This is a genomic window from Streptomyces sp. NPDC002499 (assembly GCF_053595415.1).
In genome coordinates this window covers 235,342-261,624 of record NZ_JBSFXO010000011.1, presented here as the reverse complement: position 1 = coordinate 261,624, position 26,283 = coordinate 235,342, and the positions used below count along the sequence as shown (strand labels likewise).

At 71.9% G+C, this 26,283-nt stretch carries 28 protein-coding genes; 7 read left to right on the top strand and 21 right to left on the bottom strand.

The window, feature by feature from the left end; all coding sequences use genetic code 11:
* Positions 1-18 precede the first annotated feature (18 nt).
* From ACWD5F_RS30790 to ACWD5F_RS30770, 5 genes are read right to left on the bottom strand one after another with little or no spacing between them, the layout of a single operon-like run.
* Positions 19-1,290, bottom strand: coding sequence for an ABC transporter substrate-binding protein (locus ACWD5F_RS30790; RefSeq protein ID WP_451259305.1), 1,272 nt, complete (start codon positions 1,288-1,290; stop codon positions 19-21).
* On the bottom strand, positions 1,287-2,372 hold the full coding sequence (locus ACWD5F_RS30785) for a branched-chain amino acid ABC transporter permease (RefSeq protein WP_401718416.1): 1,086 nt from the start codon (positions 2,370-2,372) through the stop codon (positions 1,287-1,289). The genes ACWD5F_RS30790 and ACWD5F_RS30785 overlap by 4 nt, the downstream gene beginning before the upstream one ends.
* On the bottom strand, positions 2,365-3,255 hold the full coding sequence (locus ACWD5F_RS30780; protein WP_401718413.1) for a branched-chain amino acid ABC transporter permease: 891 nt from the start codon (positions 3,253-3,255) through the stop codon (positions 2,365-2,367). The genes ACWD5F_RS30785 and ACWD5F_RS30780 overlap by 8 nt, the downstream gene beginning before the upstream one ends.
* Positions 3,252-4,112: an ABC transporter ATP-binding protein gene (locus tag ACWD5F_RS30775; protein WP_451259303.1), complete on the bottom strand. Its 861-nt coding sequence runs from the start codon at positions 4,110-4,112 to the stop codon at positions 3,252-3,254. The genes ACWD5F_RS30780 and ACWD5F_RS30775 overlap by 4 nt, the downstream gene beginning before the upstream one ends.
* 8 nt (positions 4,113-4,120) lie before the next feature.
* Positions 4,121-4,927: an ABC transporter ATP-binding protein gene (locus ACWD5F_RS30770; protein ID WP_451259301.1), complete on the bottom strand. Its 807-nt coding sequence runs from the start codon at positions 4,925-4,927 to the stop codon at positions 4,121-4,123.
* Positions 4,928-5,105: 178 nt separating this feature from the next.
* On the opposite strand from ACWD5F_RS30770, the gene ACWD5F_RS30765 reads away from it, so the two are divergent.
* Positions 5,106-6,302, top strand: coding sequence for a PucR family transcriptional regulator (locus ACWD5F_RS30765; protein WP_451259299.1), 1,197 nt, complete (start codon positions 5,106-5,108; stop codon positions 6,300-6,302).
* Between the two features lie 105 nt (positions 6,303-6,407).
* Here the strand turns inward: ACWD5F_RS30765 and ACWD5F_RS30760 are convergent, their stop codons facing one another.
* Complete coding sequence (locus ACWD5F_RS30760; RefSeq protein WP_451259530.1) at positions 6,408-7,526, bottom strand: glycerate kinase; 1,119 nt, start codon at positions 7,524-7,526, stop codon at positions 6,408-6,410.
* A gap of 212 nt (positions 7,527-7,738) precedes the next feature.
* On the opposite strand from ACWD5F_RS30760, the gene ACWD5F_RS30755 reads away from it, so the two are divergent.
* Both ACWD5F_RS30755 and ACWD5F_RS30750 read left to right on the top strand, forming a co-directional pair.
* A complete protein-coding gene (locus tag ACWD5F_RS30755; protein WP_451259298.1) occupies positions 7,739-8,812 on the top strand; it encodes an ADP-ribosylglycohydrolase family protein in 1,074 nt (357 codons plus the stop codon).
* A gap of 89 nt (positions 8,813-8,901) precedes the next feature.
* Positions 8,902-9,396, top strand: coding sequence for an NUDIX domain-containing protein (locus tag ACWD5F_RS30750; protein ID WP_451259296.1), 495 nt, complete (start codon positions 8,902-8,904; stop codon positions 9,394-9,396).
* 103 nt (positions 9,397-9,499) lie between these two features.
* On the opposite strand, the gene ACWD5F_RS30745 is transcribed toward ACWD5F_RS30750, so the two are convergent.
* Positions 9,500-9,700, bottom strand: coding sequence for a type II toxin-antitoxin system VapB family antitoxin (locus ACWD5F_RS30745; RefSeq protein WP_451259294.1), 201 nt, complete (start codon positions 9,698-9,700; stop codon positions 9,500-9,502).
* Between the two features lie 78 nt (positions 9,701-9,778).
* Between ACWD5F_RS30745 and ACWD5F_RS30740 the strand changes: the two genes are divergently transcribed.
* Complete coding sequence (locus ACWD5F_RS30740; RefSeq protein ID WP_451259292.1) at positions 9,779-10,513, top strand: SIR2 family NAD-dependent protein deacylase; 735 nt, start codon at positions 9,779-9,781, stop codon at positions 10,511-10,513.
* 21 nt (positions 10,514-10,534) lie between these two features.
* Here the strand turns inward: ACWD5F_RS30740 and ACWD5F_RS30735 are convergent, their stop codons facing one another.
* Positions 10,535-11,182, bottom strand: a complete 648-nt coding sequence (locus ACWD5F_RS30735) for a dihydrofolate reductase family protein (RefSeq protein WP_451259290.1) — start codon at positions 11,180-11,182, stop codon at positions 10,535-10,537.
* Positions 11,183-11,312: 130 nt separating this feature from the next.
* On the opposite strand from ACWD5F_RS30735, the gene ACWD5F_RS30730 reads away from it, so the two are divergent.
* Both ACWD5F_RS30730 and ACWD5F_RS30725 read left to right on the top strand, forming a co-directional pair.
* Positions 11,313-12,245 (top strand): LysR family transcriptional regulator, encoded by a 933-nt coding sequence (locus ACWD5F_RS30730; protein ID WP_451259288.1) that lies wholly within the window; start codon positions 11,313-11,315, stop codon positions 12,243-12,245.
* Positions 12,246-12,290: 45 nt separating this feature from the next.
* On the top strand, positions 12,291-12,674 hold the full coding sequence (locus ACWD5F_RS30725) for a contact-dependent growth inhibition system immunity protein (RefSeq protein WP_451259287.1): 384 nt from the start codon (positions 12,291-12,293) through the stop codon (positions 12,672-12,674).
* A gap of 66 nt (positions 12,675-12,740) precedes the next feature.
* Here the strand turns inward: ACWD5F_RS30725 and ACWD5F_RS30720 are convergent, their stop codons facing one another.
* The 10 genes from ACWD5F_RS30720 to ACWD5F_RS30675 form a co-directional block, all read right to left on the bottom strand.
* Positions 12,741-13,262 carry a transposase gene (locus tag ACWD5F_RS30720; protein ID WP_451259285.1) on the bottom strand — a complete coding sequence of 174 codons (522 nt, stop codon included), beginning with the start codon at positions 13,260-13,262 and terminating at the stop codon, positions 12,741-12,743.
* A complete protein-coding gene (locus ACWD5F_RS30715) occupies positions 13,169-13,399 on the bottom strand; it encodes a hypothetical protein (protein WP_451259528.1) in 231 nt (76 codons plus the stop codon). The genes ACWD5F_RS30720 and ACWD5F_RS30715 overlap by 94 nt, the downstream gene beginning before the upstream one ends.
* Positions 13,400-13,708: 309 nt before the next feature.
* A complete protein-coding gene (locus ACWD5F_RS30710; protein WP_451259283.1) occupies positions 13,709-14,203 on the bottom strand; it encodes a methylated-DNA--[protein]-cysteine S-methyltransferase in 495 nt (164 codons plus the stop codon).
* Between the two features lie 33 nt (positions 14,204-14,236).
* Positions 14,237-15,721 carry an AlkA N-terminal domain-containing protein gene (locus ACWD5F_RS30705; RefSeq protein WP_451259281.1) on the bottom strand — a complete coding sequence of 495 codons (1,485 nt, stop codon included), beginning with the start codon at positions 15,719-15,721 and terminating at the stop codon, positions 14,237-14,239.
* A 170-nt stretch (positions 15,722-15,891) separates the two neighbouring features.
* Positions 15,892-16,362 carry a DUF7144 family membrane protein gene (locus tag ACWD5F_RS30700; protein WP_451259279.1) on the bottom strand — a complete coding sequence of 157 codons (471 nt, stop codon included), beginning with the start codon at positions 16,360-16,362 and terminating at the stop codon, positions 15,892-15,894.
* A 165-nt stretch (positions 16,363-16,527) separates the two neighbouring features.
* Complete coding sequence (locus ACWD5F_RS30695) at positions 16,528-17,352, bottom strand: alpha/beta fold hydrolase (protein ID WP_451259277.1); 825 nt, start codon at positions 17,350-17,352, stop codon at positions 16,528-16,530.
* A gap of 14 nt (positions 17,353-17,366) precedes the next feature.
* Positions 17,367-17,903: an O-acetyl-ADP-ribose deacetylase gene (locus ACWD5F_RS30690; protein ID WP_451259275.1), complete on the bottom strand. Its 537-nt coding sequence runs from the start codon at positions 17,901-17,903 to the stop codon at positions 17,367-17,369.
* 20 nt (positions 17,904-17,923) lie between these two features.
* On the bottom strand, positions 17,924-19,336 hold the full coding sequence (locus tag ACWD5F_RS30685; protein ID WP_451259273.1) for a phytoene desaturase family protein: 1,413 nt from the start codon (positions 19,334-19,336) through the stop codon (positions 17,924-17,926).
* 176 nt (positions 19,337-19,512) lie between these two features.
* On the bottom strand, positions 19,513-20,358 hold the full coding sequence (locus ACWD5F_RS30680; RefSeq protein WP_451259271.1) for an inositol monophosphatase family protein: 846 nt from the start codon (positions 20,356-20,358) through the stop codon (positions 19,513-19,515).
* 120 nt (positions 20,359-20,478) lie between these two features.
* Positions 20,479-22,311, bottom strand: a complete 1,833-nt coding sequence (locus tag ACWD5F_RS30675; protein ID WP_451259269.1) for a gamma-glutamyltransferase family protein — start codon at positions 22,309-22,311, stop codon at positions 20,479-20,481.
* 303 nt (positions 22,312-22,614) lie between these two features.
* Between ACWD5F_RS30675 and ACWD5F_RS30670 the strand changes: the two genes are divergently transcribed.
* Positions 22,615-23,607, top strand: coding sequence for a phospholipase D-like domain-containing protein (locus ACWD5F_RS30670; protein WP_451259267.1), 993 nt, complete (start codon positions 22,615-22,617; stop codon positions 23,605-23,607).
* Between the two features lie 23 nt (positions 23,608-23,630).
* Here the strand turns inward: ACWD5F_RS30670 and ACWD5F_RS30665 are convergent, their stop codons facing one another.
* From ACWD5F_RS30665 to ACWD5F_RS30655, 3 genes are read right to left on the bottom strand one after another with little or no spacing between them, the layout of a single operon-like run.
* Positions 23,631-24,467: a class I SAM-dependent methyltransferase gene (locus ACWD5F_RS30665; protein WP_451259265.1), complete on the bottom strand. Its 837-nt coding sequence runs from the start codon at positions 24,465-24,467 to the stop codon at positions 23,631-23,633.
* 40 nt (positions 24,468-24,507) lie between these two features.
* On the bottom strand, positions 24,508-25,170 hold the full coding sequence (locus ACWD5F_RS30660; RefSeq protein WP_124001709.1) for a response regulator: 663 nt from the start codon (positions 25,168-25,170) through the stop codon (positions 24,508-24,510).
* Positions 25,167-26,273: a sensor histidine kinase gene (locus ACWD5F_RS30655; RefSeq protein ID WP_451259263.1), complete on the bottom strand. Its 1,107-nt coding sequence runs from the start codon at positions 26,271-26,273 to the stop codon at positions 25,167-25,169. Before ACWD5F_RS30655 ends, ACWD5F_RS30660 begins: the two co-directional genes overlap by 4 nt.
* Positions 26,274-26,283: the final 10 nt, after the last annotated feature.

Below are 26,283 nucleotides of genomic sequence, written 5' to 3'. Positions count from 1 at the left end.
ATGCGGCTCTGGGCCGTCTCAGGCCTTCGGTGTGTACGCCTCCGCCTCCTCGGACGCACCTGCCTCCCGTACGACCTTCATGCCGCCCGTGGCGCTCTTGTCGGGCTGGAGGATCACGCTCTCCCGGGAGGACGCGACGGCCGGGTCGGTGAAGTCCTGGACGGTGCCGAAGCCGGAGTCGAAGGCGTCGAGCGTCAGCAGGGCCTTGTCGACGCCCTCGCGGGTGAGGTCCTTGCTCGCGCAGGCCTTCTTCAGGGCCTCGCCGAAGGCCGACGCGGCGGTCCAGCCGGCGACGATGCCGTTGTCGAGGGAGTCCTTCGGATAGGCCGCCTTGTAGTCGGCGACGAGCTTGGTCGCCTGTGGGGTGTCCGCGCCGATCGGCAGCGAGGGCGAGGCGACCCAGTAGTTCTTCGTCAGAGCCGGCCCCGCCTGGGTGGCGAGGAGTTGGGGCGCGAACGCGGAGTTGTTGCCGATCACCGGCACGTCGAAGCCGCTCGCCGCCGCGACCCCGACCAGCGAGGCCGCCTGGCGCGGCCCGGCGCTGATGACGATCGCCTTGACGCCCGCCTTCTTGAGCGCGGTGACCTGCGCGGTCATGTCGTTGTCGGTCGGCTTGATCTTCTGCTCGACGACCGACAACCCTGCCTTGCTCGCCATGTACTTGCTGCCGACCAGGGCGCTCTCGCCGTAGTCGCCCTCGAAGTACACGTGCCCGATCTTGTCGCCCTTCTTGATCCCCTTCTCCTTGATCAGGAAGTCGACGGCGTTGATCGTCTCGATGTCGTACGTCGATCCGATGACCCGGATGTACGGGCTGCCCAGCAGCGCCGCCGACCACGCCTGCGGCAGCACAAGGCCCTTGTCCTGGCCGTCGACGCGCTGCTTGACCGCCGCGACGAACGGCGAGCCGATGAACTGGGCGAAGCCCAGCACCTTCGGCGCCAGCTCGGTGTAGCCGGAGACGGCCTTCTGCGGGTCGTAGCCGTGGTCGCGGACCGTGAGGGCCACCTTGTAGCCGCAGACGCCCCCGGCCGCGTTCAGCTGCTTCACGTACAGCTGCTGGGCCTGGGTGACGCTCTTGCCGAGGGTCGCGTAGACGCCGGTCATGTCGGTGAGCGCGCCCAGCGTGATCGTCTTGCCGGAGATCCCCTGACCGGTCTTGATCCCGCCCGCGCCCGCCTTGTCGCCGTCACCGCTGTCACTGTCCTTGGCCTTGGAGCTGCACCCGGCCAGCACGAGCAGTGCCGCGAGGGCACCCGCCGCGGCTCTGGCCCCGTACGTCCTGTTCATCGTTCCTCCCCTGGATCGGTTCTGACGCGACGCCGGGCGGCCGTACTGACCAGACCGCCGGGCAGGAACAGCACCACCAGCACGACGGCGGCGCCGTAGAGGTACCGGGACGCCTCGCCCGGTGCGATCCCGCCCGTGCCGGGGGCGGAGACCAACGGCAGCGCATCGCTGTAGCGGGTCAGCAGCTGGGGCAGCAGGGACACGAACACGGCCCCGGCCACCGCGCCGGAGACCGAGCCGAGCCCGCCGATGACGATCATGGCGAGGTACTCCAGGGACAGCGTGATGCCGAAGTAGTCGGGCACGGTCCGCTGGAAGACCAGCGCGAGCAGGACGCCCGCGAGGCCCGCGTACATCGAGGACAGCACGAAGACGGCGGCGCGGTGGCGGGCGACGGGCACGCCGAGGACGCCGGCCGCGACGCTGTGGTCCCGGATCGCGTTCATGGCCCGCCCCGGCCGCCCGCGCAGCACTCCACGGGCGAACAGCGCGCCGCCGAGCAGCACGGCCAGGCCCGCGTACCAGAGCTTCTCCGCCGACCCGAACGGCACGGCGGCGACGAGGAGTTCACGGTCGTCGAAGGTGAGGCCGAACAGACTCAGCGGCGGTACGTCCCGGCCGTTCGCCCCGCCGGTCAGGTCATGGGCGTTGAACATCACGTGCTGCCCGATGAAGACCAGGGCGAGGGTGGCGATCCCCAGGTACGCGCCGCCGAGCCGCCCGGAGATGGGGCTGAACAGCCCGCCCGCGACACCGGCGACCAGCACCGCGAGCACGGCCGCGAGCCAGGTCGGAAGGCCGAGCCCGGTCAGCCCGTCACCGCCGTCCGCCGCGAACACGCAGTACCCGTAGGCGCCGACGGCGAGGAAGAAGGCGTGTCCCATGGAGAGTTGACCGGTCGCGCCGGTGAGCAGATTGATGCCGATCGCCCCGATCGCGGCGGCCATCGCGAAGAGGCCGGCCTGGAGCCAGAACCGGTCGAGGTAGAAGGGGAGGGCGAGGAGCAGGACGGTCGCGACCGCGGCCCAGACATAACCGCGTGACCGGATCACCCGCAACGGCTTCACCAGGACCTCAGACACGCGCCAGCTCCTTCGTGCCGAACAGTCCCGCGGGCCGGACGAGCAGGATCGCGACCATGACGAGGTAGGGGGCGAGGTCGCCCAGGCCGCGGCCCAGGAAGGTCAGGTCGCTCTGGTAGCCGGTGGCCAGGGACTCCGTGATGCCGACCAGCAGGCCGCCCACCAGCGCGCCCGTGGTGGAGTCGAGGCCGCCGAGGATCGCCGCCGGGAACGCCTTGAGCGCGGCCAGGGAGGTGGCCCGTTCCAGGCCCGGGGTCGGGAAGACGGTGAGGAAGAGTGCAGCCACCGCGGCAAGACCTCCGGCCACGGCCCACGCACCGAGCGAGACCCGCCCGAGCCGTACGCCCATCAGCGCCGCGGTCTCCCCGCTCTCCGCCGCCGCCCGCATCGCCACGCCCCAGGAGGTGAACCGGAAGGCGAGCAGGAACGCGGTGATGAGCAGCGCAGCGGCCACAAACGCGGCGATCCGCGTGTGCGCGAGGGAGACAGGACCGATCTTGAGGACGGCGTCGCCCCACGGGTCTCCCAGCGGGATGACGTCCGTGCCGATCCGGCGGGTCAGCTCGGTGGTGAGCAGGATGTCGACGCCGATGGTGACGATGGCCAGCACACTGTGGTCGCTGCCCCGGTAGCGCCGGATCACCAGGAACTCCACGGCCGCGCCGACCAGCGCGGCCCCCGCGATCCCGACCAGCAGCGCGGGCCAGAAGCCGATGTCGTCGTGCAGGGACGCGGTGATGTAGCCGCCCGCGAGCAGCAGCGAGGCATGGGCGAAGTTGACGACCTCGGTGGCCCGGAAGACGACCACGAAGCCGAGCGCGATGAGCGCGTAGACGGAGCCCAACGAGACGCCGTTGAGCAGGACTTCGGCGAAGGTGCTCATGCTCCGGCTCCCAGGTAGGCGCGTACGACGGCCGGATCGTTCTGTACGTCGGCGGGGACGCCGTCCGCGATCAGGCGCCCGAAGTCCAGTACGGTCACCGCGTCCGCGAGCCGCATCACCACCCCCATGTCGTGTTCCACCAGCACGATCGAGATGCCGAGTCCGTCCCGAACTCCCGCGATCACGGCGGCGGTTCGGCGCCGTTCGTCGGCGGTCATGCCCGCGACCGGCTCGTCCAGGAGCAGCAGGCGCGGTTCCATGCACAGCGCGCGGGCGAGTTCGGCGAGCTTCTGCTGTCCGTACGGGAGTGAGCCCGCCGGGCGGTGGAGGCAGTCGGCGATGCCGACGAACTCCGCGATCTCCCGGACGCGTTCACGGTGGAGCCGTTCCTCGCGGGCCGCCGAGGGCAGGCCGAGTCCGGCCGCCAGGAAGCCCGTTCGGGTCAGCCGGTACCGGCCGAGGAGCAGACAGTCCTCGACCGAGGCGCGGGGTGGCAGCGCGAGGTTCTGGAAGATGCGGGCGACACCGAGTCCTGCGATGCGGTGCGCGGGCATGCCGGTCAGCTCGTGCGGGCCGAAGCGGACGCTGCCGGCGGTGGCCCGGTAGACCCCCGAAAGCACGTTGAAACAGGTCGACTTGCCCGCGCCGTTGGGTCCGATGAGCGCGTGCACGGTGCCGGGGCGGACCGTGAAGCCGACGTCGTCCAGGGCGGTGAGTCCGGCGAACCGGACGGTGAGGCCGCGGACTTCGAGGGGGTCGGTCGGGGAGGAGTCGAACCGGTCCCCCTCAGGGTCGTCGACCGGATCCGTACGTCTCTCTTCGAGGGGCTCCTCACGCGGCTCTTCACGCGGTTCCATCCGGCGCCTCACCCCCGCCACCGGGTCAGCGTCCGCCGTACGCCACCCGTCTGTTCGGCATCCGCGTCCGCGGCCGCGTCCTCGTCGACCACGCCCAGGTAGCGACGGCGCACCTCGTCGGAGGCGGCCAGTTCCTCGGCCGGTCCGGACAGCGTGACCTCGCCGACTTCGAGGACGTACGCGCGCGTGGCGAGCCGCAGGGCGAGGGCCGCGTTCTGTTCGACGAGGAGGACGGAGGTGCCCTGGGCGTTGATCTCGCGGACGGTGTCGGCGATGCGCTGGGCCATGAGCGGGGCGAGGCCGAGGGAGGGTTCGTCGAGGAGCAGCACCTTCGGAGCGGCCATCAACGCACGGGCGACGGCGAGCATTTGCTGCTCGCCGCCGGAGAGCAGTCCTGCGCGTTGTCCCGAGCGTTCGGCGAGGACGGGGAAGAGTTCGTGGACGCGGGCGAGGGCGGCGGCCCGGCCCGAGCGGGCGGCGCCGAGGGCACCCGCGCGCAGGTTGTCGGCGACCGTCATCCGCGCGAACACCCGCCTCCCTTCCGGCACTTGGGACACACCGGCGGCGACCACCCGGTCGGGCGCGAGTCGGTCGAGGCGGCGGTCGCCCAGGCGCACGCTGCCCTCGGTGATCGCGCCGCCGTGGAAGGACAGCGTCCGGCTGACCGCCCTGAGCAGCGTGGACTTGCCCGCGCCGTTGCTGCCGAGCACGGTCACCACCGCCCCCTCGGGCACCTCCAGGGACACCCGGCGCACCGCCCGTACGGGTCCGTATCCGACCGACAGATCACGTACGACCAGTCCGGATCCGCCCATGAACACCCCCTGTTCGACTCGGTGTGGCGCTCACCCCAGCACCGGAGGGGGCGCCCGTCCACGGCCCGTGGCGGAATCGCTGCGAGTGCCCAGCAGGTCGGGCCGGCCGTTGTGCACGCGCACAACACCGCGTGTCAGGGGCCTGTGCGGGACCGTCCCGCGATGGCATCCTCCGGCCATGGGAGCGCGAAGGCCGCGGACCGGTCATGACTGGAAGCTGCTCGCGGAGTCCTGCACGGCTCTGCTGGAACGGCTGCCGCAACTCGTCGACGAGCATCTGCGGCAGCTCACCGAGTACTCCCCCGTCTACGGGCAGGTGCTCCCGCACGACCAGCAGTGGCGCGAGGCCGAGGAGGCGATGCGGATCGGCATCGAGACGCTGTCCGCACCCCGGGACTCCCCGCGCCGGGACCTGGAGTACGCCGAGGACGCGGGCCGGCGCCGGGCCCGGCAGGGCCTGCCCCTCGACCTCCTCGTGCACGCCTACCGCAGCGCCGGTTACCTGCTGTGGGACGCGCTCATCGACGGGGCGGCGGGCCGCGAGCCCGAGCGGCTCACCGCGCTGATGCGCTCGACGACGATGGTGTGGTCGGCGGTGGACGCGCAGGCCCAGACCGCGTCGGAGGCCTATCGCGCCACGGAGGCGGAGTTGCGGCGGCGCACGGACGAGCAGTTGCAGGCGCTGCTCGACGCGCTGCTGGAGGGACAGGCCACGCCCGGGCTCGCGGCACGGGCTGCGGCGGGGCTCGACCTGCCCGAGCACGGGCCGTACGCGGTCGTGGTGCTGCGGGCCGAACGGCGGGAGCCCGCCGAGCGGCCGGTGCAGGGGGCCGGGTTCCGGTTCATCTGGCGGATGCGGGCGGACGGTGAGGTGGGGGTGGTGGCGCTCGCGCCCGGTCAGGGCCTGGACGGCGTCGCGCGCGTGCTCGCCGGGCGCTGCTCGGGGCCGGGCGGGATCAGCCCGGTGGTGCCCGGGCTCGCGGAGCTGGGGCGGGCCCGGCGGCTGGCCGAACTGGCGCTGCGTACCTGTCCGCCGGACGGTACCGCGGTCGTACGCCTGGACCAGCGGATGCCGACCGCGCTGGTGGTCAGCCAGCCGGAGCTGGCGGACCGGCTGGTGGCGGACGTGTTCGGCGCGCTCCTGGAGCTGGAGCCCGCCGACCGGGCCGTGCTCCTGGAGACCCTCGACGGCTGGCTGGCCTGCGAGGGCTCGGCGGGCCGGGCCGCGGCGCGGCTGTACTGCCACCGCAACACGGTCTTCAACCGATTACGGCGGCTGGAACAGCTCACGTCCCGGTCGCTGGCCAGGCCCCGGGACCTGATCGAGATGACGCTGGCGCTGGACGCGTACCGGTTGTCGGGGATGCGGAGGTGAACGGGCTTGAGACGGAAGCCAGTTGGCTGACGCCGGTCGGCTGAAGCCGGGCGGGCCTCAGATTGCGCGGGCCCCGGACCGTGCGGGCCTCAGATTGCGCGGGCCTCAGACCAGGAAGTCCCGCGCGATCTGCTCCGCGACCCGTTCCAGGATCGGTCCGGCCTCCGAGATGCACTTGGCGATGTCCGGCTCGATGCCGGTCAGCGGGTACGCCCGCCGGAAGCCGGCCTGCCCCAGCGCCTGCGGTTGCAGGGCGAGCCGCCCGCACACCGCGACGACCTCCTTGCCGGCCGCCCGTGCCGCGGTGGCGACGCCCGCGGGGGCCTTGCCGTGCAGGGTCTGTTCGTCCAGGGAGCCCTCGCCGGTGATCACCAGGTCCGCGTGCTCAAGCGCCGCCGCGAAACCGAGGACGTCGAGCATGACCTCGATGCCGGGGCGGAAGCGGGCGCCGAGCAGGAGGGCGCCGTAGCCGATACCGCCCGCGGCACCCGCGCCCGGCGCGAGGGCGTACTCGGCGGCCTTGGCGCCGACCGAGTCCTCCAGCACCTTGGCGTAGTGCGCGAGGGCCGCGTCCAGGGCCTCCACGTCGTCCGGCGAGGCGCCCTTCTGCGGCCCGTAGACCGCCGGAGCGCCCTTGGGCCCGGTGAGCGGGTTGTCCACGTCGCTGGCGAGCACCAGGTCGACGGAGGCGAAGCGGGGGTCGAGGGCCGACAGGTCGGCGGAGACGAGCTCGGCCAGACCGCCGCCACCCGGCGGGACCGGCTCCCCCTCGGCGTCCAGGAACCGCGCGCCGAGCGCGGACAGCATGCCGGCGCCGCCGTCGGTCGTGGCGCTGCCGCCGACCCCGAACACGACGGTCCGCGCGCCCGCGTCAAGGGCGGCCCGCAGCAGTTCCCCGGAGCCGTACGTCGAGGCCGTGAGCGGGGCGAAGACGCCCGCGGGCAGCCGCTGCAGCCCGCTGGCCTCGGCCATCTCGACGACAGCCGTGTCGCCGCGCAGCGCGAAGGCCGCCGTCACCTCGTGGCCGAGCGGTCCCGCGACGCGCACCTCGTGCCGTTCGAAACCGGCCGCGACCGCCGCGTCCACGGTGCCGTCACCGCCGTCGGCCACGGGGAGCGACGCGACCTGGAGCGTCGGGACGATCCGGCGCAGCCCGGTCGTCACCCGCTCGGCGACCTGTACGGCCGTCAGCGAGCCCTTGAACTTGTCCGCGGCGATGAGCACCCGCTGTGTCACCAGTTATCCCCTTGCTCTCCGGGTCCCGCACATGTCAGGACCAGTCGCGCCGCTGTGACCTTAACCGGAGGACGGCCTCGCCGTCATGCCCCGACCGTTCCCTGAGAACGGGGTGGGAACAACGTACGAGCGCGGTGGGAAACCCCTGTGCGGACCGCCGAAGGCGGGACGGCGGCCCCGGATTCGGGTAGACCGGGACCATGACCCCTGTGGGCACCGCGCCAGAGCTCGCCGACCGCGTTCTCGGGGGCTGGCTGGGCCGGATCTCGGGCAACATGCTCGGCAAGCCGGTCGAGCAGGGCGACCTGTGGACGCGGGACCGGATCGACCGCTATCTGCGGCAGGCCGCCGCCCTGCCGCTCACCGACTACCTGCCCGCGCCCGCCGACGAGAGCGACGGCTTCGAGCTGCGCCCCGAGTGGCGCCAGTGCGTGCGCGGCCGCATCCACGGCAGTTGCCGCGACGACGACGTCGACTACGCGATCCTCGGCCTCGATCTGCTGGAGACCCACGGTTTCGGCTTCAGCACCGAGCAGGTGGGCGATCTGTGGCTGCTGCGGCTGCCGTATCTGCAGACCTACACGGCGGAGCGGGCCGCGTACCGCAACCTCGCCAACGGGCTCAAACCGCCGCTGACGGCGACGTACGACAACCCCTACCAGGAGTGGATCGGCGCGCTGATCCGTGCCGACATCTACGGCTGGACCTGCCCGGGCGTCCCCCGCCGGGCCGCCTCCCTGGCCCGCCGGGACGCGGTGCTGTCCCATACGGGCAACGGTGTCTACGGCGCCATGTGGGCGGCGGCGCTGATCTCGGCGGCCTTCACCGCGCCGACCGTGCGGCACGCGGTGGACCAGGCGCTGGCCGTCATCCCGGCGGGCAGCCGGCTCGCCCGTACCGTGCGCCGGGTCGTCTCGCTCCACGACACCCGCATGACCTGGGAGGACACGCTCACCACGGTGTCCGAGGAGACCGCCGGGCTCGGCTGGATCCACACCATCCCGAACGCGGCCGTGCTCACCGCGGGGCTGCTGTACGGCGACGGCGACTTCACCCGCACCATCACGCTCACCGTCCGCGGCGGCCTGGACACCGACTCCAACGGCGCGACGGCCGGCTCGGTGGCGGGCGTCCTGACCGGTGCGGACGCCATCCCGGCGCAGTGGAAGGAGCCACTGGAGGACACGGTACGCAGCGCGGTCTTCGGCTTCGACCGGGCCCGGATCAGTGAACTGGCGGAGCGGACGGTGCAGTTGGCGGAGGTGGACGCCTGATCCGTCCTTGTTCGGCCGGTCAGGGAGTCCGGGGCTCGACTGCACGGGGAGTCCGAGGCGTGGTCGTTCCGGCTGGTTACCCTTCCTGGATGACGACCTCCGAAGACTTCGCCGCGTACATCGCCGGCCTGCCCCGGGTGCTCGCCGGGGCCGCCGCCCTCTTCCGCGACGCCGCGGGCCGGGTGCTGCTCGTCGAGCCCAACTACCGTGAGGGCTGGGCGCTTCCGGGCGGCACGATCGAGTCCGACGACGGCGAGACCCCGCGCCAGGGCGCGCGCCGCGAGACTCTCGAAGAGATCGGCCTCGACCGCGAACTCGGTCAACTGCTCGCGGTGGACTGGGTGTACAAGCCCACCTGGCCGCCGCTGGTGGCGTACCTGTACGACGGCGGAGTCCTCACCGAGGACGACTTCAAGGCGATCCGCCTCCAGGAGGAGGAGCTGCTGTCCTGGCGCCTGGTGGAGCCCGGACACCTCACCGAGTACCTCCAGGGCCCCCTCGGCCACCGCGTCCTGATCGCCCTGGACGTCCTGGCGGAGGGCTCGGGCACGGCGGAACTGGAGAACGGGCAGCGGGTCGGCTGACGAGGGTCATCTGCCGACACGGACCGGCGTCGAGGTCAAAGTCGGGGTCGGGGTCAAGGTCGAGGTCGAGGTCAAGGTCGGGGTCGGGGTCGAGGTCGGCTGATCAGCCCTCGACATCCCTCGGCTTGCCGTCCACCTCGCGCAGGACCTCGTCCCGGGCGGCCACCCGCGCCTCGGTCCGGTGACCGCGCTCGATGTAGTCGCGTACGACGACCTCGACGGCGTCCTGGGGGTTGCCGACGCCCGAGAGCACCATGACTTCCACGACGAGCTCGGCGTCCAGCGAAATGTTGACCTTGGCCATGCCGGGACGCCAACACCGCACCGGACCACCGCGATATCCGTTGGCCGCGCACGGACGCGCCGACCTACGCTCGACGCCATGAGCAGACCACTGGTCGCCCTTCTCAGCGGCGCGGGTATCTCCACCGACTCGGGCATCCCCGACTACCGCGGCCCCAACGGCCTGTGGCGCCACGACCCCGAGGCCGAGAAGCTCGTCACGTACGAGTACTACATGAACGACCCTGAGATCCGCCGCCGTTCATGGCAGATGCGGCGGAAAAACCGCACGCTGACGGCCGAACCGAACGCCGCGCACGTGGCGGTGGCCGCGCTCGAACGGGACGGCGTGCCGGTGCGGGTCCTCACGCAGAACGTCGACGGACTGCACCAGCGGGCCGGCATGCCCGCCCGCAAGGTGCTCGAACTGCACGGCAGCGCACGGAGTTTCGTGTGCACCAAGTGCGCCGCACGCGGGCCGATGGAGGACGCGATCGCCCGCGTCGAGGCCGGCGAGGACGACCCGCCCTGCCTCGACTGCGGAGGCATCCTCAAGTCCGCGACCGTCTTCTTCGGCGAACACCTCGACCCGGTCGTCCTCAGCGAGGCCGCCGCGATCGCCAAGGCCTGCCAGGTGTTCATCGCCGTCGGCAGCACCCTCCAGGTACACCCCGCCGCCGGGCTCGCCGGAGTCGCCGCCGACCACGGCGCACGGCTCGTCATCGTCAACGCCGAGCCGACCCCGTACGACGAACGGGCCGACGAGGTCGTACGGGAACCGATCGGCACAGCCTTGCCGGCACTCCTGCGCCGGCTGGGCACGGAGGAGGAGTGACGGCTCCCTCGGCGGGCCTGTTCAGGCGCCCGCGCGGGTGAAGGTGACGTGCGTGACTCCGGTGGGCGACGAGGTGGCCTCGACCTCGTAGTCCTTCTCCACGTCCTCCAGTCCGTCCCAGAGGCGTACGCCCCGGCCGAGCAGGATCGGCACCACCACGACGTGCATACGGTCGATGAGGCCGGCGGCGAGGAAGTCGCGGACGACGGTGACTCCGCCGCCGATGCGTACGTCCTGGCCGTCCGCGGCCTCGCGGGCCGTCTCCAGCGCCTTGTCGGGGGACGTGTCGAGGAAGTGGAACGTCGTGCCGCCCTCCATCTCGATCGACGGGCGCGGGTGGTGGGTGAGGACGAACGTCGGTGTGTGGAACGGCGGGTTGGGCCCCCACCACCCCTTCCACTCCGGGTCCTCGTGCCAGCCGGGCGGCCCGAACTTCCCGGCGCCCATGATCTCGGCACCGATCCCGGGCGCGAACTGCCGGGCGAAGGCATCGTCGACGCCGGCGGTGCCGCCGGCCCCGCCGGTCATGTCGTGCCAGAACCGAGTGGTGAACATCCACTGGTGCAACCGCTCGCCGGCGTGGCCGAACGGCGCGTCCTTGGTCTGGACGTCACCGGTGCCGAAGCCGTCGAGGGAGATGGAGAAGTTGTGAACGCGGGCAAGTGACATGGGCGGCGATCCCTTTCCTTCTGTCGGTCCAGTTTCGTCGAATCGACTCGGTCTCGCAGAAATGATGGTCGCGCCGCAGTCATGACGTCCAATGCCACTTCTCTTCATGACTCATAGATAAACTTGATCGATGCTGAACCTGACACACCTCAAGGTCCTGGACGCGGTCGCCCGCCTCGGATCGGTGACCGAGGCGGCGAAGGACCTGCACTACTCCCAGCCGTCGGTCAGCCACCACCTGGGCCGGCTCGAAGCGGCCAGCGGCGCGAAGCTCGTCCAGCGGGTGGGCCGCGGTATCCGGCTCACCCCCGAGGGCGAGTTCCTGGCGCGCCGGGCGAGGGAGATCCTGGGGCGGGTCGACGCCGCGTCCGTCGAGCTCGCCGCCCGCGTGGGCCTCCGTGCCGGACGGGTACGACTCGCCGGTTTCCAGACGGTCCTCAGCACCCTCGTGCCGAAGGCGGCCACCGAGTTGTCCCGGACCTACCCGGGAATCGAGCTGAACCTGGTCGACGCCCACCCGGTCGAGGGCTTGCAGATGCTGCGCGCGGGGCACGTCGACATCGCCCTGATCTTCCGGCACACCGAGACCCCACTGGAGGAGGAGGGCTTCCGGCTCATCCACCTGCTGGACGACCCCCTCTACCTCATCAGCGACCGACCCCGTCCGCGTCTGGAGGACCACCGCGACTCCCCCTGGGTCGGCGGCTGCGAACGCTGCCGAGCCGCCACGATCACGGCCTGTGAAGGTGCGGGCTTCGCACCGCGGATCGCCTACTCCTGCGACGACACGGTCGTCTCCCAGGCTTTGGTGGCCTCCGGAATGGGCGTCGCCATCCTCAACGGACTCGCCCTCCGGGCCCACCGGGCACCGGGCATCCACACCACCCGCCTCACCGGCAACGCCCGCCGCATCTACGCCGCCACCTACGGCGACCCACCGGACCCGCCGGCCACGACGGCGCTGATCGAGATCCTGGCGGCACAGGCGCGAGGAACGGACCTGGAGCGGATAGAAGAGCCGGATCCGGTCGATCGATCCAGCACGAGCGCTGATCCACGCTGAGACCGCGTTTGAGATCTGACATGGGACGATCGGTCGGTGCCTCTCGTGAACCGTGACCTCTCCCTTGAGGAGCTTGAGCGCGACCGTTGGTCGGTTCCGTCGGGCGGTGAAACCCGGCTGATGGCGACCGTGCGCCAGCTTCGGCGTAAGCCGATCGGCGGCCTGACGGTTGAGGACATGCGGCTATTGATCAGACAAGACGTGGGCCTTGCCCATCTCCTGCCCCTGGCGGTGGAAGCCCTCAGGATCGACCCGCTGGCGGAAGGCGACATGTACGAGGGGGATCTGCTGGCCGCTGTGCTCACCAGAAGTGCGGAGGTCTGGAGCGAGTCCCCCGAACTGGAGCGGGATGTCCGCTTGATCGTCTCGGAGTTGGCCGACGTGCCGACTGCCCTGAAACGTGAGGCTGAGAGGTTTCTGGCTCTGTAGCTCGCCGACAGCAGCTACCGCGGCGCGGAGCCGGCAGGTTGTCTACGAGGAGTGCCGCACGAGCGGTCATGGGCCGGGACGCATCGCAGCACGGCCCCGAGTGAGCCGGCGGACCATGACGCCGATCATGGCCCATCGGATCATCGTCTCGGCGTGGGCCGGACTGGTCTCGTAGTCCCCGGCCAGGCGCCGGTGGGCGGTGAGCCACGAGAACGTACGCTCTACCGCCCACCGCTTGGGCTGGACCTGGAAGTCACGCTGGTCAGGGTCCTTGCGGACGATCTCCAGGTCGCGGCCGAGGATCTGTGCGGCCCACTCGACCAAGCGGCCGGCGAAGCCCTGGTCGGCCCAGACCTTCTTGACGCTGGGGTGGTCGAGCCTGGTCCACAGCAAGGGCCGCTTTGCGCCGTCGCGGTCCTGGATGCTCGCCACGACGACGTGGACGGCCAGGAGCAGACCCAGGGTGTCGGTGACGATGAACCTCCTGCGGCCCTTCACCTTCTTGCCCGCGTCGAATCCTCTGGCCCCGGGGACCGTGTCGGCCGTGCGGACGGACTGCGAGTCGACCAGACCCGCGCTCGGCTCCACGTCGCGGTCGTCAGCTTCACGGACCTTGCCGCGCAGGACGTCGTGGATGCGCTCGACGGCGCCGACACGACGTAGAAGATCGCGTCCACGATCCGTCGCCGAGGATGCTTCTCCCGACGCCCGCCCTTCGGGCCCACCCGCGTCGGCGGGAGCAAAGGCTCCACCAGCGCCCACTGCTCATCCGTCAAGTCTGACCGATAGCCACCCCTACCACCGCTCACGGTGAGCTCAACGAACGCCTCAGCAACGGGACACGGCAGATCTCAAACGCTCACTAAGCCGCGGACCTTCACTATGCCTATGCGGGGACCTTGGTCTGGTCCGTAAGATCACCTTGTCGTCGGCGGCGATCGTGGTGCCCATAACTTGGCCGGCGGAGTGGATGCCGCACGTGATCACTACCGCGCAACTCGACTGCAGGCAAAGGCGTTTTGGGAGCGGAGCGGCTAGAACAGAGTCGTTCCGCTCTCCAACCCGCCCTCGAACGCCAGCAGTCGCTGCTTGCGGTCCAACCCGCCGCCGTAACCCGTCAGGCTGCCGCTCGCGCCGATGACCCGGTGGCAGGGGACGATGATGCTGATGGGGTTCTTGCCGTTGGCCAGGCCGACCGCGCGCGAGGCGCCCGGGTTGCCCAGGGCTTCGGCCAGGTCACCGTACGAGCGGGTCTCCCCGTAGGGGATCAGGGCGAGTTGGTCCCAGACACTGCGCTGGAACGGGGTGCCGGTCAGCTTCAGGTCGAGGGTGAACTCCTTCAACTCGCCCGCGAAATAGGCCTCCAGCTGCTCCTCCGCCGCACCGAAAACCGCGTCGTCGCGCGAGCCGAAGGTCTCCTCGGGCGGGCGGTGGCGATGTTCGGTCATGTAGAGGCCGCACAGGACACCGTCGTCGGCGACGAGGGTGAGGGGGCCGTAGGGGCTGGGGATGACGGTGTGCTGCTTCATTTTCTGCGCATGCCCTTACATCTACGAAAGCGCTTATACCGGGAGGAAGTTGATCGGGTGGCTGTCGGTCGCCCACAGGTACTGGGTCGCGTACGCCCGCCAGGGGCGCCAGGCGGCCGCTCGGGCCGTGAGGGCCGACGGTGTGGACGGGAGGCCCAACTCCTGGGCGGCGCGCCGGATTCCGAGGTCGGTGGCGAGGAAGGCGTCGGGGTCGCCGAGGGCGCGCATCGCGATGACGTCGGCCGTCCAGGGGCCGAAGCCGGGGAGGGAGAGGAGGGCCGTCCGGGTCTCGGGCCAGTCGCTCTCCGGGCCCAAGTGGAGTGTGCCGTCGGCCAGTTGGCCTACGAGCGTGGTGAAAGTGGTGCGGCGGGTGCGGGGCATCGCCAGGGACTCGGGGTCGAGCGCGGCCAGTGCCTCGGGGGTCGGGAACAGGTGGGTGAGGCCGCCCTCGGGGTCCTCCACCGGGTCGCCGTGCGCGGTGACCAGGCGGGCCGCGTGGGTCCGGGCGGCGGCGGTGGAGACCTGCTGGCCCAGTACGGCGCGTACGGCGAACTCCGCCTCGTCGACCGTGCGCGGGACGCGTCGGCCGGGCGCCTTGTCGACCAGCGGGGCGAGCAGCGGGTCCGTGCGCAGCTGGTCGTCGATGGCGACCGGATCGGCGTCGAGGTCGAGCATGCGGCGGCAGCGGCTGATGGCGACGGTGAGGTCGCGCAGGTCGCTGAGGGTGAGGCGGCAGGCGATGTGGTCGGCGGCCGGGGTGAGCGCGGCGATGCCGTGGCCGTACGGGAGGCGGAGCGTGCGGCGGTAGGAGCCGTCCCGCCACTCCTCCACCCCGGGTACGGCGGTCGCCGCGAGGTGGCCGAAGAGGTTGTCGGGGTTGAGCGGGGCCCGGAAGGGGAGCCGGAGTGTCAGCACGCCGGGCGTGAGGGCCGCCGTGGCCCTCTTCGGGCGGCGGTTGCGCAGTTCGGTCGGCGAGAGGGCGAAGACCTCGCGCACGGTGTCGTTGAAGGTGCGGATCGAGGAGAAGCCGGCCGCGAACGCGAGCTCCGCCATCGGGAGCGGGGTCGTCTCGATCAACAGGCGTGCGGTCTGGGCGCGTTGGGCCCGCGCGAGCGCGAGCGGTCCGGCGCCGAGCTCGGCGAGCAGTTGGCGTTCGACCTGCCGGGTGCTGTAGCCGAGGCGGGCGGCGAGGCCGGGGACGCCGTCGCGGTCCACGACACCGTCGGCGATCAGCCGCATCGCGCGGGCGACGAGGTCTGCGCGCTGGTTCCACTCCGGGGAACCGGGGCTGGTGTCGGGCCGGCACCGCTTGCAGGCCCGGAACCCGGCCTGCTGGCAGGCCGCCGCGCTGGGGTAGAAGACCATGTTCTCGGGCTTGGGCGGGACCACGGGGCAACTGGCCCGGCAGTAGATCCGGGTCGTCAGGACCGCCGTGAAGAACCAGCCGTCGAAGCGCGCGTCCTTGGACTGGACGGCGCGTACGCAGCGCTCTCGGTCGGTGTGCATCCCGTTCTGCATGCGTCCAGCATCGGCGATGCGCGGGGGCGGGGCTGGCGAGAATCCGACATCAGCCTTACGTGCCCTGGGGCACCTCGGATCACCGGCCGACCCCGCCCGTCCGCCGACTTCATTTGTCCGCGCCCCGCCCATCCGCCGACCTCACCCGTCGGCCACCCCCGCGACCCACGTCACACCGGCTTGCGGCCCGCCGTCTCCTGCTGCGAGGCCAGCGCCCAGATGACGAACACGTCGATGGCCATCATGATCAGCGACCACAGCGGCGAGTACGGCAGGAACAGGAACTGCGCGACCAGGCTCAGCGAGGCCAGGAAGATGCCCGTGAGCCGGGCCCAGGACTCGCCCCTGAGCACGCCCCAGCCGGTCACGGCGACCAGCGCGCCGAGGATGACGTGGATCCAGCCCCAGCCGGTGAGGTTGAGCTCGTAGACGTAGCTGCCGACCCGGCCGTAGACGTCGTCCTTGGCGATCGCCGCGATGCCCTCCAGAACGGCCAGGACACCGTTGCACAGCATCAGCACGCCGGCGAAGACGACACCGCCGGACGCCCAGCCGTCACCGCCCCCTCCGGGGTGCGCGGAACGCGGGGCGGACGGGGTGCCGGCGGGCCTGCCGGTCGGGTGCGCTGCCTGCTGGCTCATGGGTGCTGGTCCCTTCTGAGGCCCCCGCTGTCACTGGGATCGAGCCTTCGGCCGACGGCAGGGGGCCGCCATCCCGACTACGCCGAACGGGTGAACGGGAGAGGCGCTCCACCAGCGCCGACGACCCGAAGAAGCCCAGGTCATCCGCCACAGCCCACGCCTACGTCAGCCCGCCCGCCGGATCTCCTCCACGAAGCCGGTCACGACATCCACGTACTCCTCCGGACTCGTCACATGAGGGACGTGCCCGGAACCCTCGAAGACGTGGGCCCGGGCCTGCGGCAGCGCCTCGGTCAGCCGGGCCGCGATCGGGTGCAGCCATGCGGGGCTGGTCGTGCCGTGCGTGACCAGGAGGGGAACGGCCCGGCCCGCGAGGCGGTCGAGATCGAGGGCGGCCCATGCCGGGTCGCCGTGCTCGTCCAGGAAGGTGGGGGCGTTGGCGACCACGGTGTCGCGAGCCTTGTCGGGGAGCTTGTCCCACTCCCCCGGGCCCAGCGCGATCCCGTCCATGAACCGGCGCGCTCCCTCCAGGTCCTCGCCCGCCCGCAAGTGGTCGATGACGGCGGCCAGTTCCTGCCGGACCGACGTGATCATCGGCAGCGGTACGGGATCGTCGGCGACGACGTCCAGGAGCGGCGGCTCGTGCACGGTGAGACCCCGGAAGAGTTCGGGGCGTCGGGCGGCCAGGCCGAGTGCGGTGGACGCGCCGAAGGAGTTGGCCGCCACGTACGCCGGCCCGGACCCGAGCGTCGTGATCAGCGCGGCCAGGTCCTCCTCGTCCTCGAAGCGGGTGCCCTGCCCGGGCGGGCGTTCGCTGCGGCTGTGCCCGCGGCGGTCGTAGACCAGGACCCGGAACCGCTCCGCGAACGCGTCGCGGACGCGCAGCCATGCGTAGTGGTCGTCCCAGGAGCCGTGCACCAGGACCAACGGGTCGCCGTCGCCCACGACTTCGCGGTAGAGACCCACGCCGTTCACTTCGACCAGCGGCATACGACCATTCCCCTTCACGGACCGAACTTCGGTGTCGGCCGGTCCAGTTGCGCCGCGAACACCTCGTGGGCCGGCCGGTCGAAGAGGACGAACCTGACCTCCTCGACCGCGGTGTCCGTTGCCCTGACCGTCTCCACCGCGATCCGGGCGCCGTCGTCCATCGGCCAGCCGAAGATGCCGGTGGAGATCGCCGGGAACGCGACCGTACGCGCGCCCAGTTCGTCGGCGATCCGCAGCGACTCCCGGTAGCAGGAGGCCAGTTGGGCCGAGCGGTCCTCGCTCGTGCTGTGCACCGGGCCGACCGTGTGGATCACCCAGCGGGCGTCCAGGTCGCCTGCCGTGGTGGCGACGGCGCGGCCGGTGGCCAGGCCCTTGCCGTAGAGGGAGGCGCGCAGCCTGCGGCACTCCCCAAGGATCGCGGGGCCGCCACGGCGGTGGATCGCGCCGTCGACTCCTCCGCCACCGAGCAGGGAGGAGTTGGCCGCGTTGACGATCGCGTCGACGCTCTCGCGCGTGATGTCGCCCTGGACGAGGGTGATGGTGGGGGTCATACGGGCACCTCCAGAACAGGTCAGGACTGCTCGCGCAGCCTGCGCCAGACCGCCTTCGCCGCGTTGTGTCCCGACATGCCGTGCACCCCGGGCCCCGGCGGCGTGGCCGAGGAGCAGATGAAGACGGCGGGGTGCGGGGTGGTGTACGGCGACAGGGAGAGCTTGGGGCGCAGCAGGGTCTGGAGGCCGGAGACCGCGCCGGAGCCGATGTCGCCGCCGACGTAGTTGGCGTTGCGCGCGGCGAGTTCGGGTGGTCCGGCGATCGCGCGGGCGAGGACGCGGTCGCGGAACCCCGGGGCGAAGCGCTCCAGTTGGCGTTCCATCGCGTCCGTGAGGTCGCCGGTCCAGCCGCTCGGGACATGTCCGTACGCCCAGAAGACCTGCTTGCCCTCGGGTGCGCGGCCGGGGTCGACGACGCCGGGCTGCACCGTGATCAGGAACGGTCGGTCGGGCGCCCGGCCCTCCCGGGAGGCCGCCCGCAGGGCGATGCCGATCTCGGCGCTGTCGGCGCCGATCTGTACGGTGCCGGCGACGCGGGCCTGCTCGGCGGTCCACGGCACCGGGCCGTCCAGCGCGTAGTCGACCTTGAAGACGCCGGGGCCGTACCGGTAGCCCTCGTAGTAGCGGCCGAAGCCCGCGATGCGGGCCAGGGCGGTCGGCGAGGTGTCGAAGACGTACGCGCGGGCGGGCGGCAGGTCGTCGAGGCGCTTGACCTCGTAGTCGGTGTGGACCGTGCCGCCGAGGTCCTTGAGGTAGGCGGTGAGCGCGTCGGAGATGGACTGCGAGCCGCCGCGGGCGACCGGCCAGCCGTGTGTGTGCGCGGCGAGGGCGAAGACCAGGCCGATGGCGCCGGTGGCGAAGCCGGAGAGGGGGGCCATGACGTGGGCGACGAGACCCGCGAAGAGGGTCTTGGCCCGCTCGTCGTGGAAGCGGCGGGTCAGCCAGGTGGACGGGGGGAGACCGACGAGGCCGAAGCGGGCGAGGGTCACCGGGTCGCGCGGGAGTGAAGTGAGCGGCAGCGACATGAAGTCGCGTACCAGGGTGTCCCACTTGGGGAGGAAGGGCTCGACGAGCCTGCGGTACGGTCCCGCGTCCCGGGGCCCGAAGGATGCGGCCGTCTCGGCGACCGACCGGGACAGCACGGCGGCGGTGCCGTCGGTGAAGGGGTGCGCCATGGGCAGCTCGGGCTGGAGCCACTCCAGGCCGTACCGCTCCAGGGGCAGCGCGCGGAACGCCGGGGAGCTGATTCCGAGCGGGTGGGCGGCGGAGCAGGGGTCGTGGCGGAAGCCGGGAAGGGTGAGCTCTTCCGTACGGGCTCCCCCGCCCACGGTGTCACGGGCCTCGAAGACCGCCACGGAGAAGCCGCGACGGGCCAGCTCCACGGCCGCGGTCAGCCCGTTGGGCCCCGCTCCCACCACGACCACATCGAGCATCGACGGCACCTTCGGACCCCTTCGTCAGCCGATGGCCTGCGGGGTCAGGATATGACGGGGCACTGACACCCATGGGCCATGGGTGCTGCACATTGGGGCGGTCATCGGGAGATGGCGTGCCCCCGACGGCGCCCCCCGACCGTCCCCGACCTCCTTGGTCTCCTCGGTCCTCCCGGTCAGGCGGTGCCCGACAGCAGTCCCACGATCCGGCGCGCCGTGGCGGCGTCGCGGGCCGTGGTGAACGGCAGGGCGTTGCCGCCCGTGACGCGGAACGGCTCCCCGGTGATCGTGAGGTGGGTGCCGCCCGCCTCCTCGACCAGCAGGATGCCCGCCGCGTGGTCCCAGGCGGCCTCCCAGGAGAATGCCGTCGCGTCCAACTCGCCGCGGGCGATGGCGAGATACTCCAGTCCCGCCGAGCCGCACGCGCGCGGTGCGACGCCCTCGGTCCACAGGCCCAGCAGGGCGCGCTTCTGTTCGTCGGTCGTGTAGTCCGGGTGGGAGGTGGCCACTTCGAGGTCACGGCCGGCGGTGGGCGGGCCGGCGTGGAGCCGCTCGCCGTTGAGGTAGGCGCCTTGGCCCTTCACGGCCGTGGCGAGCAGGTCGAGGGCCGGGGCGTAGGTCCAGGAGGCGAGCAGGACTCCGTGGTGCGCGAGGGCGACCAGCGTGGAGAATCCGGGGTCGCCGTGCACGAACTGGCGGGTCCCGTCGACCGGGTCGACTATCCAGACCGGCGCCTCGCCCTGTATCGCCTCGTACGTCGCCGGGTTGGCGTGCACGGCCTCCTCGCCGACCACGACGGAACCCGGCAGCAGGGCGCTCAGCGCCCCCGTCAGGTACTTCTCGGCCAGGCGGTCGGCGTCCGTCACGAGGTCGTGCGGTCCTGCCTTCTCGTCGACCTCGTGCGCGGCGAGCCGGCGGAAGCGGGGAGTGATCTCCTTCGCGACGGCCTCACGGACCGCCTGCTCGACGTCGGCCGAGTGCTGTGCGAGAAACTCTTCGATGGTTTCCGTGTCTTCGATCATGCCTCCATGAGAGCACGCGCCACTGACAATCCCCACCCGCCCGGTGCACTCCGGGTGGAATCGGCATGAAATCCCGGCACGCCCGGCACTCTCGGCGCTCCCCACACAGAAGGCGCCCCGTCAGCGCCCCACCGCATACCCCTGCATCCCCCGCGGGTTGGCCCCTGCCGACAGGATCCCGGTCCCCGGATCCCGCGCGACCGCGCACAGCCGTCCCTCCGACCAGGCGTCGCCGACGGTCACGTCGTGCCCGCGCCGCCGCAGCTCCGCGACGACCTCCGGGTCCGTACGGGACTCCACGGTCACGCTCCCCGGCCGCATCCCGCGCGGGTAGAACGACCCGGGGAAGCTGTCGTTGTGCCAGTTCGGGGCGTCGATCGCACCCTGGAGGTCGAGGCCGCCGCGCACCGGTGCGCGCAGGGCGACGGCCAGGAAGAAGTGCAGCTGCCACTGGTCCTGCTGGTCTCCCCCGGGCGTACCGAAGGCCAGGACCGGGACGCCGTCGCGCAGGGCGATGGACGGCGTGAGGGTGGTACGGGGGCGGCGGCCCGGGGTGAGGGAGTTCGGCAGGCCCTCCTCAAGCCAGGTCATCTGGAGCCGGGTGCCGAGCGGAAAGCCCAGTTCGGGCACGACGGGGTTGGACTGGAGCCAGCCGCCGCTCGGGGTGGCCGCGATCATGTTGCCCCAGCGGTCGACGACATCGAGATGGCAGGTGTCGCCCCGGGTGGCACCGTCGGCCCCGACCTCGGACTCGCCGGGTGCCATCGCCACCGTGGGCTCCCCGGCCCCCATCGGATCGAAGCCGGGATCGTCGACGGCGACCACGCACGCGTGCGTGCTGAGTCGCGGAGCCCGCCCACCCGGACTCCCGGGCCGCAGTTCGTACGAGGCCTTGTCGTCGACGAGCCGGCGCCGGGCCGCGTTGTAGTCGGCGGACAGCAGCTCGCCGAGCGGCACCTGCTCCGCGCCGTCCGCGTCCCCGTACCAGGCCTCCCGGTCGGCCATGGCGAGCTTGCAGCCCTCGATCAGCAGGTGGACGTAGTCGGCGGAGCCGTACGGCGGCAGCTCGGACAACTCCGTCGGGAGCAGGGCGAGTTGCTGGAGCAGGACCGGACCCTGGCTCCAGGGCCCGGCCTTGCACAGGGTCCAGCCGTGCCAGTCGTACGTCGCCGGCGCCTCGTAGGTCGCGGACCAGCCGGCGAGGTCGGCGGCCGTGAGGGTGCCGGTGTGGCGCTCGCCGCTGGTGTCCATCGTGGGGCGCCCGGACTGCCGTATCAAAGCCTCGGCGATGAAGCCGGAGCGCCACACCTCGCGCGCGGCCTCGATCTGGGCGATCCGGTCCCCGGCCCCGGCGACCTCGTCGAGCAGGCGCTTCCACGTGGCGGCGAGGGCGGGGTTGCGCAGCAGTTCGCCGGGGCGCGGAGCCTTTCCGCCCGGCAGGTAGACCTCGGCGGAGGACGTCCACTCCGTCTCGAAGAGTTCCCTGACCGCCTCGACGGTGGCGCCGATGTTCTCCACGGGCGCGTGGCCGTCCTCGGCGTACCCGATGGCGTACTTGAGCACCTGGGCAAGGGACTTGGTGCCGTGGTCGCGCAGGAGGAGCATCCAGGCGTCGAAGGCGCCGGGCACGGCGGCGGCGAGCGGTCCGGTGCCGGGGACGAGATCGAGGCCGAGCCCCTTGTAGTGCGCGACCGTCGCTCCGGCCGGGGCGACACCCTGGCCGCACAGCACGCGCACCTCGCCGTCCGCCGGGGCGAGCAGGATCGGCACCTCACCGGCGGGGCCGTTCAGATGCGGTTCGACGACATGCAGGACGAACGCCCCCGCCACGGCGGCGTCGTAGGCGTTGCCGCCGTCCTCCAGGACGGCCATCGCCGACTGCGAGGCCAGCCAGTGGGTCGAGGACACCATGCCGAAGGTGCCTTGCAGGGTCGGCCGGGTGGTGAACGGCATCTCTCACCTCTCGCTGGTCGCGCGCCTCGGTCGGTCCGACCGCCGGTCCGCTCGTCGGCCCGATCAGCGCTCCGGATCTTGCAGCAGGCTATGCCCACTCGGGCGTTCTACGAAGGTTTTGCGAACTCGCGGGCATCCCATGAACCGCCTCCCACCTGCGCGAAGTCCCCTTTGTCCGATTGGCGGGAGGCTCGGTGATCCCGAGTTCACCGGACTTCCCTTCCTCGTCGTTCTACGCGCGTGGTGTCATGCACGCGCCCACGCCCCCCCCCAGGCGGGCGTCAACTCGACCAGGAGTCACACATGTTGAGGAAGGTACTCGTGCGCGCGGGTGTCGCCCTGGCGGCCGGCGCCGCCGTGCTCGCCACCTCCGTCCCCGCCAGTGCCGCGAGCTACACCGCGTTCGCCTTCTCGCAGAGCGGCAGCCAGCCCACCATCTACGACTTCATCGACTCGGCGACCTCCTCGCTCGACATGACCATGTACGAGCTGGAGGACACGACCGCGGTCGACGACCTGATAGCCCTCAAGAACAAGGGCGTCACCGTGCGGGTGGTCCTGGACCGCGCGCACCAGTCAGCGAACAGTTCGGCGTACACGGCCCTGACGAACGCGGGCGTGGGTGTCGTGTGGTCGCCGTCGAGTTTCGTCTACACGCACCAGAAGACGATCACGGTGGACGGCACCAAGTCGCTCGTCCTGACCGGCAATCTGACCTCGCAGTACTACTCCACGGGCCGCGACTACGGAGTGTTCACGGACGACACCCGTGATGTCGCCGCGATCGAGAAGGTGTTCAACGCGGACTACGCCGGGACCTCGGTCACCCCGACCGACGGCGACCACCTGCTCTGGTCCCCCACGGACTCGCGCAGCCGGCTGGTGTCCGTGATCAACGCCGCCACCAAGACGCTCGACGTCGAGGAGTTGGAGTTCAGCGACAGCACGGTGGTCAACGCCATCGTGGCGCGGGTGAAGGCGGGCGTGACCGTCCGGGTGGTCCTGGAGACGCCGTCGAGCTACTCCAGCCAGGTCGCCGCGATCGAGGCGGCGGGCGGCACGGTCGTCGGCTACTCCGACCCGGACGGGTTCTACATCCACGCCAAGGCCATGGTCGCCGACTACGGCCTGTCCACCCAGGAGGTGGAGGCGGGTTCCATGAACATCAGCAGCAACTCGCTCTCCAACAACCGGGAGTTGGGGATCATCCTCACGGGCACGGGGGTGGCCCAGTCGGTGGCCACGACCGTCGAGACGACGTTCAAGAGCGACTACGCGGGCGGTACGGCCGCCTGATCCCTCAGTGCGGGACCGGTCCGTCACGACCGCCGTCTGCCCACCGTGAGCACGTGCCCGCTCGTGCCGATCAACGTCGGCTCGGACTCGATGCGCCGGGTGGCCGCCAGGACGGCCTCCCGGCGGTCGGGGTCGTCGAGCCACGCGTCGAGGCCGCCCATCAGCCAGGCGACGCCTTCCAGGCCGAACTGCCCCTCCGGGACGAGGACCGCGTCGGTGAACTCGCCGGGAACTTCCGTGGGTTGGGCGAAGTAGGCCGTGGTGAACAGGCCGCTCTCGGGTCCGTGCCGGCCGTGGTCGCCCTCCGCGTCGGTGCGGGCGCGCTGCGCGGGGTCGAAGTAGAGCTCCCGGTGGAGCAGGTCGTGCAGACCCGCGAACCGGTTGATCGTGGCCGCCACCACCGGCCCGTCGGGACGGACCGCCCGGTGCGCCTCGGCCAACGCCCGTACCCGGTCGGCCCGTTCGGGCAGGTGGTACAGCGGGCCGAGCAGCAGCACCGCGTCGTAGTGGGCATCGGCAACCGGCAGCGACCGCGCGTCCCCGGACCTGGCCGTCACGCCTGGCAGTTGAGCGGCCTGCTCGACGTGCAGCGGTACGGGGTCGACCAGGTGGACCTCGTACCCGTCCCGGGCGAGCCACTCGGCGTGCACCCCGCTGCCGCCGCCGACGTCCAGCACGCGCGCGGGAGCCGGGGGCAGGACCCGGCGCAGCACGTCCTGCGTGCGCCAGAACTCCAGTCGCCCGGCGCCGCCTTGCCTGAGGCGGCCGTCCTCCTCGCCACGGGCGTAGTACGCGAGGATCTCCTCGCGGACGGCGGGGTCCTGGACGGTCGGGTCCTGTGCGCGTGTCGTGTCCGTCATCGCACCAGCGTGCTGAGCTGCCGCCGCCGTACGCAAAGGGTTATGCGCCGCGGGCGACCACCAGCCCCGACTCGTAGGCGAACACGACCAGTTGGGCCCGGTCCCGCGCCCCGAGCTTGGTCATCGCGCGGCTGATGTGGGTCTTCGCCGTGAAGGGGCTGATGACCATGTGGGCGGCGATCTCCTCGTTGGTCAGGCCCCGCGCGGCCAGGGCCGTCACCTCGCGTTCGCGGCGGGTCAGACAGTCCAGGCCGGGCGCCGTCGCCCGGTCCGGCGGCCGGGACACGAACTCGCCGATCAGGGTGCGGGTGACGGCCGGGGAGAGCAGGGCCTCGCCGCGCGCCACCACCTCGATGGCCTGGAGCAGGTCGGCCGGTTCGGTGTCCTTGAGGAGGAAGCCGCTGGCGCCCGCGCGCAGGGCCTCGAAGACGTACTCGTCGAGGCCGTAGTTGGTGAGCATCACGACGCGCACGGCCGCGAGGGCGGGGTCCGCGGCGATGTGGCGGGTCGTCTCGATGCCCGTCATCACGGGCATCTGTACGTCGATCAGCGCGATGTCCGGTACGACGGCACGGACGAGGGCCAGGCCCTGCGCGCCGTCCGCCGCCTCGCCGACCACCTCGACGGCGTCCTCGGCCTCCAGCAGCGCCCGGAAACCGGCCCGCATGAGCGCCTGGTCGTCGATCAGCGCGACCCTGATCATCCCGTCTCCCCCAACGGCAGCCGGGCCCGCACCGCGAAGCCGCCCTCCGTGCGCGGGGCGGCGTCCAGGGTGCCGCCGAGGGCCGCGACGCGCTCACGCATGCCGGTGAGGCCCACGCCGGGCGTCGGCGGGCGGCCCGGGTCGGCGGCGCCGTCGTCCTCGACGCGTATCGTCAAGTCGGCCTTGTCGTAGGCGAGTTGCACGTTCACCTTGGCCGGGCCCGCGTGCCGGGCCGCGTTGGTCAGCGCCTCCTGGACGATGCGGTACACGGCGCGGTCGACCGTGGCCGCCAGTGGCCGTTCCTCGCCGGTCACCGTGAGTTCGACGGCGAGGCCCGCGGCGCAGGCACGCTCCACCAACAGCGCGGGCGTGCCGGTGGGTTCGTCGGTGCGCAGGATCTCCAGCGTGGCGCGGAGTTCGCGCATGGCCTCGCCGCTCGCGTCCTGGATGGCGAGCAGGGCGGGCGGCACCTCCTCGCCGCGCTTGCGGGCCAGGTGGACGGCGACGCCCGCCTGGAGCTTGACGATGGAGATGCTGTGGGTGAGCGAGTCGTGCAACTCCCGTGCTATGCGCAGGCGTTCCTCGCCCGCCCGGCGCAGCGCCGCCTCCTCCCGGGTGCGTTCCGCCTCCAGGGCGCGCTGTTCCGTCTGGCGCAGGTACGCCTGCCAGTTGCGGTCGGCGAGGCCGGTGACCACGGCGCACAGGAACCAGCCCGCGAGCAGCGCCGCCTTCTCGGCCACCTCCTCGGTCGTCGGACCGGTGGCGACATAGGCCGCGAGGAAGGCCGCGCCCGCGCCCGCCGCGTAGCCCCGGTGTCCCGCGCGGGAGGCGGTGTGCACGGCGGCGAGAACGGGCAGGGCGGCCAGCGGGCCCGGGTGCGCGTGCACGACGTACGCCCCGCCGGCGACCGTGGCGACGGCGAGCACCGCGCGCGGAGCCGTGCGGTAGAACGCCAGGGCGGCCGACGCCAGGGCGATGAGCGCGTAGTCGACGGGCGCGGTGTCCGCGTCGAAGGCGGCCGTGGTCACGACGAGCGCGCCGACGACGACCGCGAGGGCCGCGTCGGCGAGGTTCCTGCGTACGACCGGATTTCCACTCCCCATGTCCGCACAG

Excerpts from the sequence above, each read along its gene's own strand:
- ACWD5F_RS30745 (WP_451259294.1), bottom strand. The coding sequence starts at position 9,700 with ATGGCCAAGGTCAACATTTCGCTGGACGCCGAGCTCGTCGTGGAAGTC.
- ACWD5F_RS30755 (WP_451259298.1), top strand. The coding sequence starts at position 7,739 with ATGACCCCTGTGGGCACCGCGCCAGAGCTCGCCGACCGCGTTCTCGGG.
- ACWD5F_RS30735 (WP_451259290.1), bottom strand. The coding sequence starts at position 11,182 with ATGTCACTTGCCCGCGTTCACAACTTCTCCATCTCCCTCGACGGCTTC.
- ACWD5F_RS30740 (WP_451259292.1), top strand. The coding sequence starts at position 9,779 with ATGAGCAGACCACTGGTCGCCCTTCTCAGCGGCGCGGGTATCTCCACC.
- ACWD5F_RS30680 (WP_451259271.1), bottom strand. The coding sequence starts at position 20,358 with ATGATCGAAGACACGGAAACCATCGAAGAGTTTCTCGCACAGCACTCG.
- ACWD5F_RS30670 (WP_451259267.1), top strand. The coding sequence starts at position 22,615 with ATGTTGAGGAAGGTACTCGTGCGCGCGGGTGTCGCCCTGGCGGCCGGC.
- ACWD5F_RS30695 (WP_451259277.1), bottom strand. The coding sequence starts at position 17,352 with ATGCCGCTGGTCGAAGTGAACGGCGTGGGTCTCTACCGCGAAGTCGTG.
- ACWD5F_RS30690 (WP_451259275.1), bottom strand. The coding sequence starts at position 17,903 with ATGACCCCCACCATCACCCTCGTCCAGGGCGACATCACGCGCGAGAGC.
- ACWD5F_RS30705 (WP_451259281.1), bottom strand. The coding sequence starts at position 15,721 with ATGCAGAACGGGATGCACACCGACCGAGAGCGCTGCGTACGCGCCGTC.
- ACWD5F_RS30655 (WP_451259263.1), bottom strand. The coding sequence starts at position 26,273 with ATGGGGAGTGGAAATCCGGTCGTACGCAGGAACCTCGCCGACGCGGCC.
- ACWD5F_RS30665 (WP_451259265.1), bottom strand. The coding sequence starts at position 24,467 with ATGACGGACACGACACGCGCACAGGACCCGACCGTCCAGGACCCCGCC.
- ACWD5F_RS30790 (WP_451259305.1), bottom strand. The coding sequence starts at position 1,290 with ATGAACAGGACGTACGGGGCCAGAGCCGCGGCGGGTGCCCTCGCGGCA.
- ACWD5F_RS30685 (WP_451259273.1), bottom strand. The coding sequence starts at position 19,336 with ATGCTCGATGTGGTCGTGGTGGGAGCGGGGCCCAACGGGCTGACCGCG.
- ACWD5F_RS30750 (WP_451259296.1), top strand. The coding sequence starts at position 8,902 with ATGACGACCTCCGAAGACTTCGCCGCGTACATCGCCGGCCTGCCCCGG.
- ACWD5F_RS30780 (WP_401718413.1), bottom strand. The coding sequence starts at position 3,255 with ATGAGCACCTTCGCCGAAGTCCTGCTCAACGGCGTCTCGTTGGGCTCC.
- ACWD5F_RS30700 (WP_451259279.1), bottom strand. The coding sequence starts at position 16,362 with ATGAGCCAGCAGGCAGCGCACCCGACCGGCAGGCCCGCCGGCACCCCG.
- ACWD5F_RS30730 (WP_451259288.1), top strand. The coding sequence starts at position 11,313 with ATGCTGAACCTGACACACCTCAAGGTCCTGGACGCGGTCGCCCGCCTC.
- ACWD5F_RS30770 (WP_451259301.1), bottom strand. The coding sequence starts at position 4,927 with ATGGGCGGATCCGGACTGGTCGTACGTGATCTGTCGGTCGGATACGGA.
- ACWD5F_RS30775 (WP_451259303.1), bottom strand. The coding sequence starts at position 4,112 with ATGGAACCGCGTGAAGAGCCGCGTGAGGAGCCCCTCGAAGAGAGACGT.
- ACWD5F_RS30765 (WP_451259299.1), top strand. The coding sequence starts at position 5,106 with ATGGGAGCGCGAAGGCCGCGGACCGGTCATGACTGGAAGCTGCTCGCG.
- ACWD5F_RS30675 (WP_451259269.1), bottom strand. The coding sequence starts at position 22,311 with ATGCCGTTCACCACCCGGCCGACCCTGCAAGGCACCTTCGGCATGGTG.
- ACWD5F_RS30710 (WP_451259283.1), bottom strand. The coding sequence starts at position 14,203 with ATGAAGCAGCACACCGTCATCCCCAGCCCCTACGGCCCCCTCACCCTC.
- ACWD5F_RS30660 (WP_124001709.1), bottom strand. The coding sequence starts at position 25,170 with ATGATCAGGGTCGCGCTGATCGACGACCAGGCGCTCATGCGGGCCGGT.